The following is a 17,626-nucleotide window of genomic DNA, read 5'->3' on the forward strand; positions in this document are numbered from 1 at the left end:
CTAGAGGCACTTTTAACCATCAACTCGCCAGCAGGTATTCGCGCGTCAGCGTGCGCGCCCGGTGCAGGCGGCTTTTGGTGGCGGGCACGCTCAGGTTCAGCTGGGCCGCGATCTCGGCGATGGTGCATTCCTCCAGGTCGCGCAGCAGGATGATCTCGCGGTAGTTGGCCGGCAGCGAGGCCAGCGCGGCAGCCAGGTCCAGGCGCAACGCGTCGTCGCTGTGGCGGGCGGCCCAGGCCTCCACCGCGGCCTCGTCCCAGGGGTCGTAGGCGAAGGCCTGGCGCCCGAGGCGGCGGCACTCGCGCTTGACCACCTGGAACAGCCAGCCCGAAAACGCCGCCAGCGTGCGCACCGCCTGCAGCTTGCGCGAGAGCACCAGCAGCGCCTCCTGCACCGCGTCGTCCACGTCGCTGACCAGGCAGTGGCGCTGCGCGTAGCGGCGGATGTCGGGGCGGCTCAGGCGCAGCAGCGTGTCCAGCGCGGCTGGGTCGCCGGCGTGGGCCAGCTGCAGCACCTGTGCACCTTCGGGCAGCAGCGCCATGGCTCAGCCCACCGGCTTGCGGCCCACCATGGCGCACATGGGGCAGTAACCGACCAGGCCGGTCACGGCAAACCCCGCCACGGCCGCACCCAAGCCCCAACCCAGCGCGCCGGGCACCAGCAAGACGGCAGCGACGCCACCGCCCAGCCCCACCACCACACGCAACACGCGCTCCCAGACGGGGACGTTTTTGACATACCAAGCAGACATTGCAGTTTCCTTTGCGATCCATACACGGGAACATTCCCACCCCACTAGAGGCGGCAAAGTGCGCATTGGATTCGCGGACTGCATAAAAAAATTTTCCGGCCTCAGGCGCGGCGGCTGTTCCACCAGCCTTCCAGGCTGTAGACCACCAGCGCAGCCCAGATCAGCACAAAGCCCACCACACGCGGGCCGGCAAAGGGCTCGTTGTAGAGCAGCACGCCCAGCAGCAGCTGCAGCGTGGGCGAGATGTACTGCAGCAGGCCCATGGTTGCCAGGCTCACGCGGCGTGCGCCGGCCGCGAACAGCAGCAGGGGAATGGCGGTGAGCGGCCCGCCCAGCAGCAGCCAGCCCAAGGTGCGCGCGTCAGCCTCCACAAAGGCGCCCTGACCATGGACCGTCCACCAGACCAGGCACACCGCCGCCACGGGGCTGAGCACCAGCGTCTCCAGCGTGAGGCCTTCGAGCGCACCCAGCGCGCCGATCTTGCGCAGCAGACCGTAGAAGCCAAAGGTCAGGGCCAACACCAGCGCCACCCAGGGCAGGCGCCCGGCCCGCACGGTCAGCCACAGCACACCGGCGGCCGCCACAGCCACGGCCAGCCACTGGCCGGGGCGCGGGCGCTCATGCAGAAACACATAGCCCAGCGCCACGCTCACCAGCGGCAGGATGAAGTAACCCAGGCTGGCGTCGAGCACATGGGCGTTTTGCACCGCCCAGACATAGGTGCACCAGTTGGCCGCCAGCAGCAGGGCCGAGAGCGCGAAGGCGCCCAGCACACGCGGCGTGCGCCACACGGCACCCAACCAGGCCCAGTGCTTGCGCCAGACCAGCACGCCCAGCAGGAACACCAGCGACCAGACGGTGCGGTGCATCACCACCTCGAACGCATTGACGGCGGTGAGCTGTTTGAAGAAAGCGGGGAACAGGCCCCAGGCCACATAGGCCAGGGCCGCGTACAAAACGCCGAGCTGCATGAAAAGGGGAGAGAGGGTGAACGGGCCGCTAGCTTACCCGTCCACCCGGCCGGGCGCTCAGCCCGGGTTTTTGCGGCGCAGTACCAGCAGGCCGAAGGCCGTGGCGGTGAGGTACATGCTCACCGAGTAGATGGCAGCCGGCAGGGCCAGCTGGAAGTTGGCCAGCACCGAGAGCGCCACGTAAATGGCCAGCGTGGAGTTGTGGATGCCGATCTCGAAGCTCACCGCCGTGGCCATGGACTTGTCCAGCCCCGCCGCACGCGACAGGTAGTAGCCCGCCAGCAGGCTGGCCAGATTGAAAGCCAGCACCACCGGACCCAGGCTGCTGAAGGATTCGGTCAGCGCCGTCCATTCCTTGGCAATGGCTATCACCGAGAAGGCCGCCAGCACCAGGGCGCTGAAGATCTTCATGGGCTTGCCCATGCGCGCGGCAAAGGCGGGGCGCTTGCTGCTGACCACCATGCCGATGGCCACGGGCAGCAGGATCACGCCCACCACCTCGAACACCTTGCCAAACTGCAGGGGCACCACCTGGCCGGTCTGCACAAAGCTGGCGATGGCCCAGTTGGCAATCAGCGGCAGGCTGACGATGGAGAGCACGGTGTTGACGGCAGTGAGCGAGATGTTCATCGCCACATTGCCGCCAAACAGGTGGCTGAACAGGTTGGCCGACACGCCGCCGGGCGAAGCCGCCAGCAGCATCAGGCCCACGGCATAGACCGGTTGCACCTGCAGGCCAACGATGAGCCCGTAGGCCACGGCGGGCAGCAGCAGCATCTGGATCAGCAGGGCCAGGACCACGGCACGCGGCTGCTCGCGCAGGCGGGCAAAGTCCTGCAGCGACAGCGACAGGCCCAGGCCAAACATGACCAGGGCCAGCGCGATCAGCAGCAGATTGGGCAGGATCGCGGTGAAGTTCATGCGGCCGCACCCACGGGTGCAGCAGGTGCGGTGCCCAAGCGGCGCTGGATTTCTGCCTTCAGGTCCTGGCGCAGGTGCAGGGCAAAGGCGACTTCGGCAGTGAGGAACAGGGGACCGACCAGCAGGCCCACCAGGTCATCCACGAACGCGGGCTTCTTGCCCTCGTAGTAGTGGCCCAGGAACTGGATGGCCCAGCCCACCACAAACAGGCCCACGCCCCAGCCCAGCCAGGCGGCGGTGGACATGGCGGCAAACCACTGGCTCAGCCAGACGCTGAGGGCCAGCTCGGCGGCCATGGCCAGCCCAAAGCGCAGGTCCAGCCGCAGGTAGAACGTGATGCTGACCAGCACGGCCAGTAGCAAGGCCGGCGTGACAGCCAGCCCGCCCAGCATCAGGAACGTGGGACGCGCCAGCAGGATGGTGACGGCCAGCACGATCATGGGAATGCCCACAAAGTGGGTGACGACGTTGCGGTGGTCCTGGTGGTAGGCCGCGTATTGGGCGAGGTGGTCGGTAAGGGTCTTCATGGCGGTCTCCTGTTCTTCTGTGGATTGACGAAGCCCCATGATGGGCTTAGCCTCGGGGTCATGTCTGTCGGGTACCCGACACAAATTGCGTCATCCGTATAAACCCCAGCTTCGCGCCCATGCCCGATCCCTTGCGCTACCTCCCTGTGCTCCAGTCCGGCCGCTGGTTCGCCCAGCTGCCTTCCGAATTTGCGCAGGCGCTGCTGCAGATGGCCAAGGTGCGCACGCTGCAGGCTGGCGATGCACTGTTCCTGCGCGACAGCGCGCCATGCGGTTTGTACGCGCTGGTGGCTGGCGGCATCCGCATCTCGGGCCAGGGCGGGCAGCGCAATGACGCACGCGAGGCGCTGTTGGTGGTGCTGACGCCGCCGCAGTGGTTTGGCGAGATTTCGGTGTTCGATGGCTCGCCTCGCACCCACCACGCCCATGCTGCCGAACCCAGCACCGTGCTACAGGTGCCACACGAAGAACTGCTGGCCTGGCTGCAGGCCCACCCCGCGCATTGGCGCGACCTGGCTGTGCTGATGGCCGACAAGCTGCGCATCGCCTTCGTAAGCATGGAGGAGCAAACCGTGCTGAGCGCTCCGCTGCGCCTGGCGCGCCGGCTGGTGGGCATGGCCCAAGGCTACGGCCAGCGCACCGAGGACGGCAGTACCCGCCGGGTGCTGGCCATCACGCAGGAGGAGCTGGCGCTGATGATTGGTGTCTCGCGCCAGACCACCAACCAGATCCTCAACGAACTCAAGAGCCGCCGCGTGCTGCGCCTGCAGCGCGGCGAACTGGAAATCCTGGACCTGCCAGCGCTGCGCGCGCTGTGCAGTTAAGCTGCGCGGCGCAGGCGCACCACCAGTGCGGCCAGTGCTGAGCCCAGGGCCAGCACACACACGCCCTGCCAACCCCACTGCCCCAGCACCACACTGCCCAGCAGCGCGCCGCTGGACATGCCGGTGAACATGCCCACGAACAGCACGGCGTTGAGGCGGCTGCGTGCGGCAGGCTCGATGCTGTAGACGATGGACTGGTGGGCAATCAGCGCGGCCTGCGCGCCCAGGTCGAACACCACCGCCCCCAATGCAATCAGCCACAAATGATTGCCACCCAAGGCCATGGCCAGGAAAGCACCCGCCACCAAGGCTGCGCCCAGACGGGTCACCAGCTCCGGCCCCTTGCGGTCGGCCACCCGACCGGCCAGCGGCGCCGCCAGCGCGCCAGCCGCCCCCGCCAACCCGAAGGCGCCAGCCGCGCTGCTGCCGAGATGGAAAGGCGCGGCATGCAGCATCACCGCCAACGTGGACCAAAAGGCGCTGAAGCCAATGCTCAGCAGGCCCTGCGCCAACGCGGCTCGGCGCAGCGCGGGGTGGCGACGCCACAGGGTCAGCAGCGAGCCCAGCAGGGCGAGGTAGCCCAGGCTGGTGGTGGGCACAAAGCGCGGCAGGCGCGCCCACACAGCCAGCCCCAGCAGTGCGATGCTGCCGGCCGCGAGCACAAACATGGCGCGCCAGCCCCACTGCTCCGCTACCCAGCCGCTGACCACCCGCGAGAGCAGAATGCCCATGAGCAGCCCGGTCATCACCGTACCCACCATGCGGCCGCGCTCGGCCTCGGGGGCCAGAGTGGCTGCGGCAGGCACGATGTCCTGCGCCAGCGTGGCCGCCAAGCCCACAGCCAGGCTGGCCACCAGCAGCACGCCCAGTGAGGGCGCAACAGCCGCCGTGAGCAGGGCCATGGTGAGGGCGGCCGCCTTGCCCAAGATGATGCGGCGGCGGTCGAAGCGGTCTCCCAGGGGGGCCAGCAGCAGGATGCCCAACGCGTATCCCAGTTGGGTGAGTGTGGGCACCAGGCCAATGGCGCCCGGCGTGGCCTGGAATTCGCCGCCCAGCACGCCCAGCATGGGTTGGGCGTAGTACAGCGTGGCCGCGCCCAGGCCGGCGCCGGTAGCGAGCAGGAACAGCAGAACAGCCGGCAAGGCCGCAGGCGCCTGCTTATGCGCAATGGAAATGGTAGACATGCGAAAACCCTTGTTTTTGACGGTACGCAAGTGTCTTTTGGCGTAGAACTTCTGGGAACACCCACGTTAGGCAGAATTGTTATACGCTTGACGCATGAAGACCGTGCCCGACCGGATTGAGCTGATGCAAACCTTTGTGCGCATCGTGGAGGCGGGAAGCCTCTCGGCTGCAGCCCAGCAGATGGGCGCCACGCAGCCCACGGTGAGCCGTCGTCTGCAGGCCTTGGAACGGTCGCTAGGCATACGCCTGTTGCAGCGTTCCACCCACGCCATGAAGCTGACCGAAGAGGGCGAGCGCTGCTACGCCCGGGCGCGGGAGCTGCTGGGCAACTGGGATGCATTCGAGGCCGACCTGCGCGGCAGCACCGAGGTGGCCGAGGGCACGCTGCGCGTGGTCGTGCCCCACGCCATCGGCCAGCAACAACTGGTGGGGCCGCTGGCCGATTACCTGCGCCGCCACCCGCGCGTGGCGGTGGAATGGCTGCTGCACGACCGCACGCCCGAGTTCATCACCGATGGCATCGACTGCGCCATCCACGTGGGGGCCGTGGAAGACCCCTCGGTGGTGGCCGTGAAGATTGCCGAGATTCCGCGCATTGTGGTGGCCGCACCGGCCTTGATGGCGGGCACCACGCTGCCGCAGCACCCCAGCGAGCTGGGCGCCCTGCCCTGGCTGGCGCTGCGCACCTTTTATCGCAATGACATCACCCTGCACCACACCAGCGAGGCCGAGCAACGCCTGGCCCTGCAACCGCGCATGGTGACCGACAGCCTTTTTGCGCTGCGCAATGCGGCGCTGCTAGGCGTGGGTGTCTGCGTGGCCTCAGCCTGGGCGGTGGAAGAGGACATTGCCCGGGGCCAGCTGCTACACCTGCTGCCGGCCTGGAGCGCCACGCCCCTGCCCATGTACCTGCTCTACCCCTACGCCCGCTTCTACCCGGCCAAGCTGCGCCGTTTTTTAGAAGTCATACGCGCCGGTCTGCCCCAGGCGCTGCCGGGCGAGTTGCTGGTGCAACGCCCATAAAAAACGCGCCCAAAGGCGCGTTTTTGGGGAAGCACGGTTGGCTTACTTGGCCACGACACGGGCCATTTCCAATACCTTGTTGGAATAACCCCATTCGTTGTCGTACCAGCTCACCAGCTTGACGAAGGTGCCGTCGAGGGCGATGGAGGCTTCCGCGTCGTAGATGGAAGTGCGGCTGTCGCCGCGGAAGTCGGTGGCCACCACCTTGTCTTCGGTGTAGCCCAGCACGCCCTTGAGCGCGCCTTCGGATTGCGCCTTCAGCTCGGCATTGATTTCAGCCAGGGTGGCAGCGGTGTTGAGTTCGCAAGTCAGGTCGACCACCGACACATCGCTGGTGGGCACGCGGAAAGCCATGCCGGTGAGCTTCTTGTTCAGCTCAGGAATCACCACGCCCACGGCCTTGGCTGCGCCGGTGCTGGAAGGAATGATGTTTTCCAGAATGCCGCGGCCGCCGCGCCAGTCTTTGTTGCTTGGTCCGTCCACAGTCTTCTGCGTGGCGGTGGCAGCGTGCACGGTGGTCATCAGGCCGCGCTTGATGCCGAACTTGTCATTGATCACCTTGGCCAGGGGGGCCAGGCAGTTGGTGGTGCAGGACGCGTTGGAGATGATGGCCTGGCCAGCGTAGGTCTTGTCGTTCACGCCGTAGACGAACATGGGGGTGTCGTCTTTGGAGGGAGCCGACAGGATGACCTTCTTGGCACCGGCGTCGATGTGCTTCTGGGCGGTTTCCTTGGTCAGAAACAAGCCGGTGGATTCGACCACGATGTCGGCACCGACGTCGGCCCACTTCAGGTTCGCAGGGTCACGCTCTTGCGTCAGGCGGATCTTCTTGCCGTTCACGATCAACACACCGTTGTCCACCGACACGTCGCCCTTGAAGCGGCCATGCACGCTGTCGTACTGCAGCATGTACGCCAGGTAGTCAGGCTCCAGCAGGTCGTTGATGCCAACGATTTCGATGTCGTTGAAGTTCTGAATGGCGGCGCGGAACACCATGCGGCCGATGCGGCCAAAGCCGTTGATACCAATCTTGATTGTCATTTGCTTCTCTCTTCAATTAAAAAATCGTAGGACACAGAAACCAGAATTACTTACTTGCGCAGCACTTTTTCTACGGTGTCAGCCACGTTGTCCGCGGTGAACCCAAAGTGCTTGAACAATACCGGTGCGGGCGCGGATTCACCGTACGTATCCAGACCGACAACCGCTGCGGTGCCGTACTTCCACCAGCCACCGGTGGAGCCCATTTCGACCGCCACGCGCGGCAGGCCGGCGGGCAACACGGCAGACTTGTACTCGGCGCTTTGCAGGTCGAAGGTGGTGGTGGAGGGCATGGAGACCACGCGCACGGCGATCTTGCGCTCAGCCAATACCTTTTGCGCGGCAATGGCCAATTGCACTTCGGAGCCGGTGGCGATGATGACGGCCTGGGCCTTCTTCTTGATGCCAGCGTCTGCGGGCTCAGCCAACACGTATGCACCCTTGCTGATGGCGTCCAGGCCGGAAGCATCAGGGGCCACAGCGGAGTCGCCCTTGGCAATGTAGGCAATGTTCTGGCGGCTCAGCAGCAGCGCAGTGGGCTTGGCCTTGTTCTGCAGGGCCACAGTCCATGCCACGGCAGTTTCTGCCGTATCTGCCGGACGCCACACGTCCAGGTTGGGGATCAGGCGCAGGCTGGCGGCGTGCTCGATGGACTGGTGGGTGGGGCCGTCTTCGCCCAGGCCGATGGAGTCGTGGGTGAACACATGCACCACGCGCAGCTTCATCAGCGCGGCCATGCGGATGGCATTGCGGCTGTAGTCGCTAAAGGTGAGGAAGGTGCCGCCGTAGGGGATGAAGCCACCATGCAGGGCCACACCGTTCATGATGGCGGCCATGCCGAATTCGCGCACGCCGTAGTTGATGTGGCGGCCGCCTTGGCCAGCGTCGTTGGTCACCACAGCGCCGGTTAGCGCGTCAAAGCGCAGGTTGGGCGTGCTCTTGGTGTTGGTGAGGTTGGAGCCGGTCAGGTCGGCCGAGCCGCCCAGCAGCTCGGGCAGCGCGGCGGTGAAGGATTCCAGCGCCAGTTGGCTGGCCTTGCGGCTGGCCACCGTCTCGCCCTTTTGGTGGGCAGCGATCACGGTGTCCACAGCGGTCTGCACGAAGGACTTGGGCAGATCACCCTTCATGCGGCGCAGGAATTCCTTGGCCAGCTCGGGGAAGGCGGCCTTGTAAGCGGCGAACTTGTCGTTCCAGGCGGCTTCCGCAGCCTTACCCTTTTCCTTGGCGTCCCAGTCGGCGTAGACCTCTTTGGGAATCACGAAGGGCGCGTGGCTCCAGCCGATGGCTTCGCGGGTGAGCTTGATTTCTTCGGCACCCAGGGGTTCGCCGTGGGCCTTGGAGGTGTTGGCGCGGTTGGGGCTTCCTTTGCCGATGTGGGTCTTGCTGATGATCAGCGTGGGGCGGTCTTCGGTCTTCTTGGCTTCGGCAATCGCCGCGGACACGGCAGCCACGTCATGGCCATCCACGGGACCGATCACGTTCCAGCCGTAAGCCACAAAGCGTTGGGCGGTGTTGTCGATGAACCAGGGAGCGACCTGTCCGTCGATGGAGATGCCGTTGTCGTCGTACAGGGCAATCAGCTTGCCCAACTTCCAGGCGCCGGCCAGTGCGGCGGCTTCGTGGCTGATGCCTTCCATGAGGCAGCCGTCACCCATGAACACATAGGTGTGGTGGTCCACCACGGTATGGCCTTCGCGGTTGAACTCCTTGGCCAGCAGCTTTTCAGCCAGCGCAAAGCCCACGGCATTGGTGATGCCCTGGCCCAGCGGGCCGGTGGTGGTTTCCACGCCGGCGGTGTAGCCGAATTCGGGGTGACCCGGGGTCTTGCTGTGCAGCTGGCGGAAGTTCTTCAGCTCATTGATGGGCAGCTTGTAGCCGGTCAGGTGCAACAGCGCATAGATCAGCATGGAGCCGTGGCCGTTGGAGAGGATGAAGCGGTCGCGGTTGGCCCAGTGGGGGTTCGCGGGGTTGTGGCTCAGGTGTTCGCCCCACAAGGCCACGGCCATGTCCGCCATGCCCATGGGGGCACCGGGGTGGCCGGAATTGGCTTGTTGCACTGCGTCCATGGCAAGTGCGCGAATGGCATTTGCCATGTTCAGGGTATTGGGGGTGGGGGCCATGCGGGGCAACTCCGGGAAAAGGTTGGGAAAGGATGAGAAGCGAGAAACTTCCCCGATTTTACCGGGGCGCGCTTTGCGAGCGTTACGTGCCGGTACCGTACGGAATTTGACCCATGGGCTATGCTTTTGTGCATGAGCCTGCTTTTCACTCCCCTGACCCTTCCTTCGCCGCGCGGAGGGCTCACGCTTCCCAACCGCATCGTCATCGCGCCGATGTGCCAGTACCAGGCCACAGACGGCCGCGCCACCGACTGGCACTTGATGCACTGGGCCAACCTCCTCAACGGTGGTGCTGGCATGTTCACCATCGAGGCCACCGCCGTGCTGCCCGAGGGCCGCATCACGCCAGCCTGCCTGGGCCTGTGGGACGACGCCACCGAGGCTGCGCTGTCAAACACGTTGCAGCGGGCCCGCGCCATTGCGCCCAAGGTGCCGGTGTGCATCCAGCTCGCCCACGCAGGGCGCAAGGCGTCCAGCGACATCCCCTGGCATGGCGGGCAGCTGCTGTCGGCCGAACAGGGCGGCTGGGAGACCTTCGGCCCCTCCGCCCTGCCGCAGCTGCCCGGCGAAGCGCCGCCCAAGGCGCTGGACGCGGCCGGCATGGCGCGTATCAAACAGGGCTTTGTGGACGCGGCCCTGCGTGCCCAACGCATGGGCATCGAAGCCATTGAGGTACACAGCGCACACGGCTACCTGCTGCACGAGTTCCTGTCGCCCATCGCCAACCAGCGCGATGACGCGTACGGCGGTAATTTCGAGAACCGCATCCGCTTCCCGCTCGAAGTGTTTGCCGCAGTGCGCGCTGTGTATGACGGCGTGCTGGGCCTGCGCCTCTCTGCCACCGACTGGCTGGAAGGTGCATGGGATGTGGAACAAAGCGCCGAATACGCCAAGCGACTCAAGGGCCTGGGTTGCGACTTCATCCATGTGTCCAGCGGCGGGGTGTCACCACAGCAAAAGATCGTGCTGGGTCCCAACTACCAGGTGGGCTTTGCCCAGCGCATCCGCGAGGTGAGCGGGCTGCTGACCATCGCCGTGGGCCTGATCACGGACCCACACCAGGCTGAGGCTATTCTTCAAAGCGGCGAGGCCGACCTGGCCGGCCTGGCGCGCGCCTTTCTGTACCAGCCGCGCTGGGGCTGGCAGGCCGCTGCCGCGCTAGGCGCGCAGGTGGAGGCCTACCCGGTGTACTGGCGCAGCCTGCCACGCGAAGCGCAGCATGTGTTTGGCGCCGTGAAGGTGGGCGGGCGCTGAGTCACAACATGCAGGGGCTGCACCTGACCGCGGATTTGCATGGCTGTCGCTGCGCCATGGACTGCCTGACCCAGGCCGAGGCCTTGGGTGCCTTTTGCGTGCAAGCGGTGGAAGCCGCCGGGCTGCAGGCTGTAGGCCAGCTGTTTCACACCTTTCCCGGCACGGCGCAGGGGCCCGGCGGCGTGACTGCCACGGTGCTGCTGGCCGAGTCGCATCTGTGCGTGCACACCTGGCCCGAGCAGCGCGCCGTGACGCTGGATGTGTATGTGTGCAATTTTGGTGGCGACCACAGCACCAAGGCCCAGGCCTTGCTGGAAGCCCTGCTGCAGCACTTTGATGCGGCACAGGTGCACCGACACCAGTTGCTGCGCGGGCAATAAAAAAGGGAGCCAGAGGCTCCCTTTTTTGCGACCGTGGTAACGATCAGGCCTTGCGCTGTGTGCGGCGGCGGGCGATGGCACCAATCAGGCCCAGGCCGGCCAGCAGCATGGCGTAGGTTTCGGGTTCGGGAACAGCGGCCACGTTGGACTGCAGGAACTCGACGCGCAGACCGGCCGGGTTGCCAGTACTTTGGGCGTAATTGGTCAGCACGAATTCCAGGGTGTTGGCGCCTGCATTGAAGCCGCTGTTGGCGCCAAAGCTGGAATAGGACGTGAAACCGCTGGAGGTGCCAATGGTCACGCCATTGAGTTTGACGATGGCAGCGTTGTCGGCGGCAAACTGGCCAGCGAAGCTGGCGGTGCTGGCGTTGTAGCCCGTCAGGTTGAAATTCAGGGTCCAGGTGTAGGTGCCGTTGGTCAGAGGATCCAGCGACTGGCCTTGGCTGGCCGTGGGCGTGATCCACTTGGAGTCGCTGGTGTTGGCCACCCAGGGGTTGATGGGCCAGGTGTTGTCATAGCTCACGTAGCCGAAGCCGGAACCGTTGAGCACGTAATTGGTGTCTTGCGAACCGCTGGCAAAGCTGCCGGTGTTGACCAGGCCGCTGATGGAAGCAGCGTGGGCGGAGAGAAAGGAGCTGGCGGCCAGAACGGCGGCGATGGCGATCTTTTTCATGAAAACCTTGGTTAGCGCGGGCCTGCGGCAGGCCGAAAGCGCGATTTTAGGCAGGCGCAACCGCAAACCGCGGGTCAAACGGACGAATCGCCCGCCTCTTGCGTGAGAAAAATCACACTTTCGGGCTCTGTGCAGCGTTCAGGGAGCTGGCGCTGCCGCCGGTGGAGGGGCCGATGCACTCTCCCAGGTGGGGTGCACCTGCAGCGCCGGGCTGATGACCTGGCCGTCCACGCCCAGGCTGGTGATGAAACCACCCCAGCCCCATTCGCTGTAGCGCCATTCGCTGCCCGAGCGCACCACACCCTCAGGCGGCTGCACTTCCTGCACCGGGACGCCCTTGAGGGCCACGGCCATGTAGTCGATCCAGGCGGGCAAGGCCAGGGCGGAGCCCGAGGCGCGCGAGCCCAGGCTGCGTGGCGTGTCGTAACCCACCCAGACCACCGCCACCAGCCCAGGCTGGTAGCCGCCGAACCAGGCGTCGACCACATCGTTGGTGGTACCGGTCTTGCCATACAGGTCGGGGCGCTTGAGCGTGGCCTGCGCGCGCGCGGCCGTGCCGCTGCGCGTGACTTCCTGCAGCAGGGTAGAGACCATGAAGGCATTGCGTGCGGGGATGGCGCGCTGGCTTTCGTCCACCACCGGGGCCGGGGCCTCGAACACCACCTCGCCGCTGGCGCGCGCAATACGCTGTATCAAGAGCGGGCTGACACGGTAGCCGCCGTTGGCCAGCACCGCGTAGGCACCGGCCAGTTGCAGCGGTGTGGTGGAACCCGTGCCCAGGGCCTGGGTCAGGTCGGCGGGCTGGCGCTCGGGGTCGAAGCCGAAGCGGCTAGTCCAGTCGCGCGCGCCCTGGGGCGAGAGCAGCTGCATCAGGCGGATGGACACCAGGTTCTTGGAGCGCGCCAGCGCGTGGCGCAGGGTGATGGGGCCGTCGGCGCTGCCGTCGTCGTTCTCGGGGGCCCAATCGCCAACGTTCTCCAGTGGCGCGTCCATGACCAGGCTTTCGGGCTGCATGCCGTTCTCAATCGCGCCGGAGTAGATGAAGGGCTTGTAGCTGGAGCCGGGCTGGCGCCAGCCCTGGGTGACGTGGTTGAACTGGTTACGGTGGAAATCGAAGCCACCCACCAGCGCGCGGATCTGCCCGTTCGCAGGGTCCATGGCGACCATGGCGCCCTCGGTCTCGGGCCATTGCACCAGGCTCCAGGTCTTGCCCTGTTGCAGCACGCGCAACACCGCCCCGCGGCGAACGCGCAACTTGGCCGACGCGTTGTCGGCCAGGCCGCTCTGGGCCGGGCGCAGGCCCGTGCCTTCGATGGTGATGACTTCGCCCGAGGCCAGCACCACGGTGACCGACTTGCTACTGGCGCGCGTGACGATGGCCAGGCGCAGGTCTTCGTCGTCGTCATAGTCGGCCAGGGCCTGGGCGACGGCGGGGTTCTCATCCTTCAGGGATTCGGCCAAGCTTTCCTGCCCTTCCGGGCCGCGCCAGACCTGGCGCAGCGAATGCTCGATCAACGTACGGCGCAGGGCCTTGTAGGCGGCTTGCTGGTCGGCAGAGCGCAGCGTGGTGGTGACGTTGAGGCCGGTGGTGTAGCTCAGCTCGCCGTACTGGGCGTAGACCTGCTGGCGCACCATTTCGGCGGCGTATTCGGCGTGCACATCCACGTCATTGGGCTTGCGCACCACCAGTTTTTCCAGCAGGGCGGCGGCGTACTGGCCGCCGTCAATCACGTTCTGCGAGCGCATGCGCCCCAGCGCTACGATCTGGCGGGCGCGGGCACGGTCCAGGTTCTGGATGGGGTTGGCAAAGTAGGGGTTCTGCGGCAGGCCGGCCAGCATGGCGCATTCGGCCGGCGTCAGCGCCGCCAGCGTCTTGCCAAAGTAGGTTTGCGCCGCGGCCTCAAAGCCGTAGGAGCGCGCGCCCAGGTAGATCTGGTTCATGTAGAGCTCCAGGATCTGGTCCTTGCTGAGCTGAGACTCGATCTTGTAGGCCAGCATGGCTTCCTTGAGCTTGCGCTCCAGCGTGCGCGAGCGGCTCAGGAAGAAGGTGCGCGCCACCTGCTGCGTGATGGTGGAGGCGCCCTGCATGCGTCCGCCGGTGACGATGGCCACCAACGCGCGCGCCACGCCAATCGGGTCCAAGCCGCCGTGGCTGTAGAAGCGGGAGTCTTCCACCGCCAGCAGGCTGTCTTTCATGAGGGCGGGGATCTGGTCAATGCGCTGGTAGACGCGGCGCTCCGCGCCAAAACCGCCAATGGGCACACCATCGGCCGTGAGCACGCGCAGGGGCTGCTTGGGCTGGTAGTTGGAGAGCGAGGACGTATCAGGCAGCTGCGGGTAGAAAAATGCCGCCGCTGCCAGCAGAAACAGCACGCCCAGAACCGCCGCCAGCAGGCCGGCTTTGAGTACGCGCATGGGCCAGGGGCCCCAGGATTTGGTTTGCATAGGAAAGAGAGTACTGAGGGCGGATTATGGGCAGGTCGGCCGCGCAGGCCGCGCGGGGGGCCGTGTCACAAGTGTTTCAAGTGGTTGCTCAGGCCCCGGCCCAGTGGCCCAGCGCAAAGGCTTCCTCGAACACCGAATAGCCCGCCCAGTCGCTGTGGGCGTAGCTTAGACGCCCGTGACGCAGGCTGAATCGCTCTTTTTTTGAGAGCTGCTTGCGCATATTCCACGCGGGCCAGTGGCCTGTTTGACCATCAACACGCGGCACTGGCACGGCCATGGCGTGGCCGTAGCGGGTGATGTCCATGCGCGTGGTCTTGGCGGCCAGGTCGGGGTGGGCCACGAACAGCTCGGTCACGATGGTGTCGCGCCAGGTGGCCCAGGGCTGCTCCAGCAGCAGCTTGCGCCCGGCCGCCGGACTGCCCGCCACATCCCCCAGCGCGCGGTAATGGGTGAGCACGGTGGCGCCGGGTACGGGCTGCAGGCTCTGGTGCTGCGCGTCCACATAGCCCAGACCACCACCGGCCTCGCTGTAGATCACGTTGTCCCAGCTGGGCGCGGGACCAGGCCGGTCGAACAGCGGCTCGCGGATGTGGAGATTGGCCACCAGCCAGGGCGCGTAGACTATGCGCTGCGCCGCCTGGCGCAGGAAGTCCGGCGCGCCCTCCACCACGCGCGCCGCAATGAAGAGGGGCAGGGCCACCACGGCCTGCTGCGCCTGCCAACGCTCCACTTGCTGGGTCCCGGAATTGAAGGCATCCACCTCTATCCCCTGGCGGCTCTGGGCCACGCGTAGCACCACGCAGCCGGTGCGCAGCCGATCGCCCAACGGCGCAGCCAGGCGGCGTGTGAGCCAGGCATTGCCTTCGGGCCAGGTGAGCAGGCCTTCGCGCTCCACGCTCTCCGTGCCTGGCGCGTGGAAACCGTGGCGGCTGGCGAAGTAGTGGATGCCGGCCCAGGCCGATACGGTGGCGATGCCGGCGCCGTAGTCGTCGCGGCAGCAGTAGTCCAGGTACCAGCGCAGGTGCGGATCGGTCAGGCCGTTTTGCTCCAGATACGCTATAAAAGTCATAGCTGCCAGCGCACGTTTGATGGGGGCTGAGGGCGAATTTTTCGCAGGAATGCTCCAGTGCACGGCCGTCCGCGCCTGCTCCACCAGCGCGGCAAAGCGGCGGTACTGCGCCAGCGTGGACTCGCCCACGCCCTGCACGGGCAGCAGTCCGTCCTGCCAGGCGCCCTGGAAAAACAGGCGCTCCTGCGGGCTGTGGCAGAGGTGGCGCTCGTCGTACTGCCAGCGCCCGGCCACACGCTGGCGCAGGCCCAGTTCTTCCAGCAGGTGCTGCACCTCGGGCGCGTCGTCAGTCGGGAGGGGCAGGTAGTGCGCGCCCAGCGGGCAGACGATGCCGCCCACCGATCCGCCGCGCGCGTTGCCGCCCGCGCTGTCTTCCAGCTCCAGCAGGGCAAAGTCGTCCAGCCCACGCAGGCGCAAGGACCGCGCGGCTGCCAGCCCGGCGACGCCACCCCCGGCAATGACAGTGTGCACGCGGCGTGTAACCGCGGGCGCCGGCCAGGCTGAGGTGTCGCGCAGCCGGTGGCCGCGGGCGTGGTCTATACCGGTAAAACCGCCGGCGATGTGCGCGGTGTCCGTCTTGGACGGCACACAGCCCGACAGGGGCCAGGGCGCTGCGGCAGCGAGAAAGTGACGGCGCTTCACGGAATGGCCGGTACGGTGTCCGTGGGCTCCAGCCAGCCACGGTACTGCACGATGCGCCCCGCCAGCGGGTGCGCCACCTCGACCTCGAAATGAAACCGCCCATCTGATTCGTATTCCCGGCTGTCCCCGCTGGGCAGCAACAGGGCGGGCAGGGGAATGAAACCCAGGGCGCCGCTGCGCACCGTCCAGTGCAGAGCGCCGTCCACCACCGCCAGTGCGATGTGGAAGCGCAAAAGGCCAAACTGCTCCACCAGCAAGCCCTGCTGCGCGCCCTGGCCGGCACGGAACCGGCTCTCGAAGCGTTGTACGCCGAAACACCGCTGCCAGCGTTCCCCGCCGCCTTGTGTCTGCATGTGCACCGTGACCGGGACGGCGTCGCCCTCCACCGGGAAGCCAATGAGCCCACATAAGAAGCGCGCCAGCAAACCCGAACCACGCCGCACCGAAGCCTGACCTGACAGCAGCAAAGCCGCACCCGGCTGGTGCCCGCGCTGCACGGCCGGGGCCAGCTGCGCAAACGCGCTGCCCAGCACACACTGGAACACGCTGGCGCCGCTTGGGTCTTGCGGGATCACGGTGCGTCCCCCGCCACAAAGCGATCCGCGTCTTCCGGCCGGGGCAGGTAGCAAACCTCCTGCCGGCCAAACCAGCGCAGGCGGTTGCGTGCCACCCAGCTGTACAGCGCGTCGCGCCAAGGCAGCGGCAGCGCACGCAGCAGCCCCGCAGCACGCCAGGGCCAACCCAGGCCTTCCGCCATGCGGATGCTGCCTTCGGACTTGATGAAGACCTGGCCCGAGGCAATCAACAGGTTGCTCTGGTAATCGTCACCACCCAAACCGTAGTGCGCGTACAGCGCCTGGCCCAAGGGAGTCTGCGCAGCCAGCAGGCGGTAGACCCTGCGCCTGTCGTGCTTCAGAACGAAGTTGGCCCAGCCCGAGCACAGCACGCAATGGCCATCAAACACGATGACGGGCTTGTCATCGGCAAAGGGCGGCACGCGGGCGTCGCTGCGGTAGCTATAGGCGGGCTGCATCATGTCGCCGCCTTCCCCAGCAGGCGCCGCAGCACCAGCGTGGCCAGCAGAGCGGCACCCAATGCCGCGCACCAAGCAGATGCCGGCACAGACATCAGGGACGCATCGCTGGCATCGCCCAGCGCCGCGCCCAACACCATGGCCCCCGTGTTGTAGGCCGCGTGCAGCGCAATGCAGGGGATCAGGGAGCGGCTGCGCTCGTACAACCAGCCCAGCACCAGCCCCATGCCCAAGGCCACGACGAACTGGTAAATATTGAGATGGGCCACACCGAACAGCAGCGCAGAGCCCCAGATGGCCTGGCGACGGTCGTACTGCCGCAGAAAGCTGCGCAGCACCACGCCCCGGAACAGCATTTCCTCCACCACTGGCGCGAGCACGCAGACGGCCAGCGCCACTGCCAGATCCTGTCCGTCCATCTGGGAGAACATGGCCCTCTCCGCATTCGAGAGGGGAAACAGCATTTCCACCCATTCGACCAGGCTACTCAGGCCCAGCAGCATGGCCGGCATGAGCAAGACCACCAGCGGCACGAGAAACACGGTGGTCGCCCAGAGCGATGTGGTCGACGGATGCAGCAAGCTGCGGTAGCTCATGCCCTTGATATGCAGGAGCGCGCTGAGGACCAGGCCATTGCCCAGCACCATGACCAGCGCCATCAGCTGCGACTGGCTCAGGTCCAGCAGGGAACGCAGGTCGTACAGCACCAGACAGAGCACGTACTCGGCCAGAAACAGGGCCAGGAACAGAAAGACGGACTCCACCGC

General features: G+C 66.3%; 18 protein-coding genes. 4 read left to right on the forward strand and 14 right to left on the reverse strand.

The window, feature by feature from the left end:
* Positions 1-19: 19 nt before the first annotated feature.
* The 5 genes from AC1RNN_RS09805 to AC1RNN_RS09825 all read right to left on the reverse strand — a co-directional run bounded on the left by AC1RNN_RS09805 (position 20) and on the right by AC1RNN_RS09825 (position 3,170).
* On the reverse strand, positions 20-541 hold the full coding sequence (locus AC1RNN_RS09805) for an RNA polymerase sigma factor (RefSeq protein ID WP_493088581.1): 522 nt from the start codon (positions 539-541) through the stop codon (positions 20-22).
* A gap of 3 nt (positions 542-544) precedes the next feature.
* The gene (locus AC1RNN_RS09810) at positions 545-751 is read right to left on the reverse strand and encodes a YgaP-like transmembrane domain (protein WP_493088583.1); all 207 of its coding nucleotides are present in this window, start codon (positions 749-751) and stop codon (positions 545-547) included.
* A gap of 101 nt (positions 752-852) precedes the next feature.
* Positions 853-1,722, reverse strand: a complete 870-nt coding sequence (gene rarD / locus AC1RNN_RS09815; RefSeq protein ID WP_493088585.1) for an EamA family transporter RarD — start codon at positions 1,720-1,722, stop codon at positions 853-855.
* Between the two features lie 57 nt (positions 1,723-1,779).
* A complete protein-coding gene (locus AC1RNN_RS09820) occupies positions 1,780-2,643 on the reverse strand; it encodes a bile acid:sodium symporter family protein (RefSeq protein WP_493088586.1) in 864 nt (287 codons plus the stop codon).
* Positions 2,640-3,170, reverse strand: a complete 531-nt coding sequence (locus AC1RNN_RS09825) for an Mpo1 family 2-hydroxy fatty acid dioxygenase (protein WP_493088588.1) — start codon at positions 3,168-3,170, stop codon at positions 2,640-2,642. Before AC1RNN_RS09825 ends, AC1RNN_RS09820 begins: the two co-directional genes overlap by 4 nt.
* Positions 3,171-3,289: 119 nt before the next feature.
* On the opposite strand from AC1RNN_RS09825, the gene AC1RNN_RS09830 reads away from it, so the two are divergent.
* Positions 3,290-3,994, forward strand: coding sequence for a Crp/Fnr family transcriptional regulator (locus AC1RNN_RS09830; RefSeq protein ID WP_493088590.1), 705 nt, complete (start codon positions 3,290-3,292; stop codon positions 3,992-3,994).
* Here the strand turns inward: AC1RNN_RS09830 and AC1RNN_RS09835 are convergent.
* Complete coding sequence (locus AC1RNN_RS09835; RefSeq protein ID WP_493088591.1) at positions 3,991-5,178, reverse strand: MFS transporter; 1,188 nt, start codon at positions 5,176-5,178, stop codon at positions 3,991-3,993. The two genes, AC1RNN_RS09830 and AC1RNN_RS09835, sit on opposite strands and share 4 nt — an antisense overlap.
* Positions 5,179-5,272: 94 nt before the next feature.
* On the opposite strand from AC1RNN_RS09835, the gene AC1RNN_RS09840 reads away from it, so the two are divergent.
* Positions 5,273-6,202, forward strand: a complete 930-nt coding sequence (locus AC1RNN_RS09840) for a LysR family transcriptional regulator (protein WP_493088593.1) — start codon at positions 5,273-5,275, stop codon at positions 6,200-6,202.
* A 42-nt stretch (positions 6,203-6,244) separates the two neighbouring features.
* Here AC1RNN_RS09840 and gap read toward each other — a convergent pair whose 3' ends face one another.
* Positions 6,245-7,243, reverse strand: a complete 999-nt coding sequence (gene gap, locus AC1RNN_RS09845) for a type I glyceraldehyde-3-phosphate dehydrogenase (RefSeq protein ID WP_493088595.1) — start codon at positions 7,241-7,243, stop codon at positions 6,245-6,247.
* Positions 7,244-7,293: 50 nt separating this feature from the next.
* The gene (tkt, locus tag AC1RNN_RS09850; protein WP_493088597.1) at positions 7,294-9,336 is read right to left on the reverse strand and encodes a transketolase; all 2,043 of its coding nucleotides are present in this window, start codon (positions 9,334-9,336) and stop codon (positions 7,294-7,296) included.
* A gap of 159 nt (positions 9,337-9,495) precedes the next feature.
* On the opposite strand from tkt, the gene AC1RNN_RS09855 reads away from it, so the two are divergent.
* Together AC1RNN_RS09855 and speD are read left to right on the forward strand one after the other, a co-directional pair.
* Positions 9,496-10,617: an NADH:flavin oxidoreductase/NADH oxidase gene (locus tag AC1RNN_RS09855; RefSeq protein ID WP_493088599.1), complete on the forward strand. Its 1,122-nt coding sequence runs from the start codon at positions 9,496-9,498 to the stop codon at positions 10,615-10,617.
* 8 nt (positions 10,618-10,625) lie between these two features.
* Positions 10,626-10,997 (forward strand): adenosylmethionine decarboxylase, encoded by a 372-nt coding sequence (speD, locus tag AC1RNN_RS09860; RefSeq protein WP_493088600.1) that lies wholly within the window; start codon positions 10,626-10,628, stop codon positions 10,995-10,997.
* A gap of 43 nt (positions 10,998-11,040) precedes the next feature.
* On the opposite strand, the gene AC1RNN_RS09865 is transcribed toward speD, so the two are convergent.
* The 6 genes from AC1RNN_RS09865 to AC1RNN_RS09890 form a co-directional block, all read right to left on the reverse strand.
* On the reverse strand, positions 11,041-11,670 hold the full coding sequence (locus AC1RNN_RS09865) for a PEPxxWA-CTERM sorting domain-containing protein (protein ID WP_493088601.1): 630 nt from the start codon (positions 11,668-11,670) through the stop codon (positions 11,041-11,043).
* A gap of 138 nt (positions 11,671-11,808) precedes the next feature.
* Positions 11,809-14,115, reverse strand: a complete 2,307-nt coding sequence (locus tag AC1RNN_RS09870; RefSeq protein ID WP_493088602.1) for a penicillin-binding protein 1A — start codon at positions 14,113-14,115, stop codon at positions 11,809-11,811.
* 88 nt (positions 14,116-14,203) lie between these two features.
* Complete coding sequence (locus tag AC1RNN_RS09875; protein ID WP_493088603.1) at positions 14,204-15,826, reverse strand: FAD-dependent oxidoreductase; 1,623 nt, start codon at positions 15,824-15,826, stop codon at positions 14,204-14,206.
* Positions 15,823-16,401, reverse strand: a complete 579-nt coding sequence (locus tag AC1RNN_RS09880) for a DUF4166 domain-containing protein (RefSeq protein WP_493088604.1) — start codon at positions 16,399-16,401, stop codon at positions 15,823-15,825. Before AC1RNN_RS09880 ends, AC1RNN_RS09875 begins: the two co-directional genes overlap by 4 nt.
* Positions 16,398-16,859, reverse strand: a complete 462-nt coding sequence (locus AC1RNN_RS09885) for a thiol-disulfide oxidoreductase DCC family protein (protein WP_493088606.1) — start codon at positions 16,857-16,859, stop codon at positions 16,398-16,400. Before AC1RNN_RS09885 ends, AC1RNN_RS09880 begins: the two co-directional genes overlap by 4 nt.
* Positions 16,859-17,623: a CPBP family intramembrane glutamic endopeptidase gene (locus AC1RNN_RS09890; RefSeq protein WP_493088608.1), complete on the reverse strand. Its 765-nt coding sequence runs from the start codon at positions 17,621-17,623 to the stop codon at positions 16,859-16,861. Before AC1RNN_RS09890 ends, AC1RNN_RS09885 begins: the two co-directional genes overlap by 1 nt.
* Positions 17,624-17,626: the final 3 nt, after the last annotated feature.

It is taken from the genome of Rhodoferax sp. GW822-FHT02D07 (assembly GCF_058802405.1).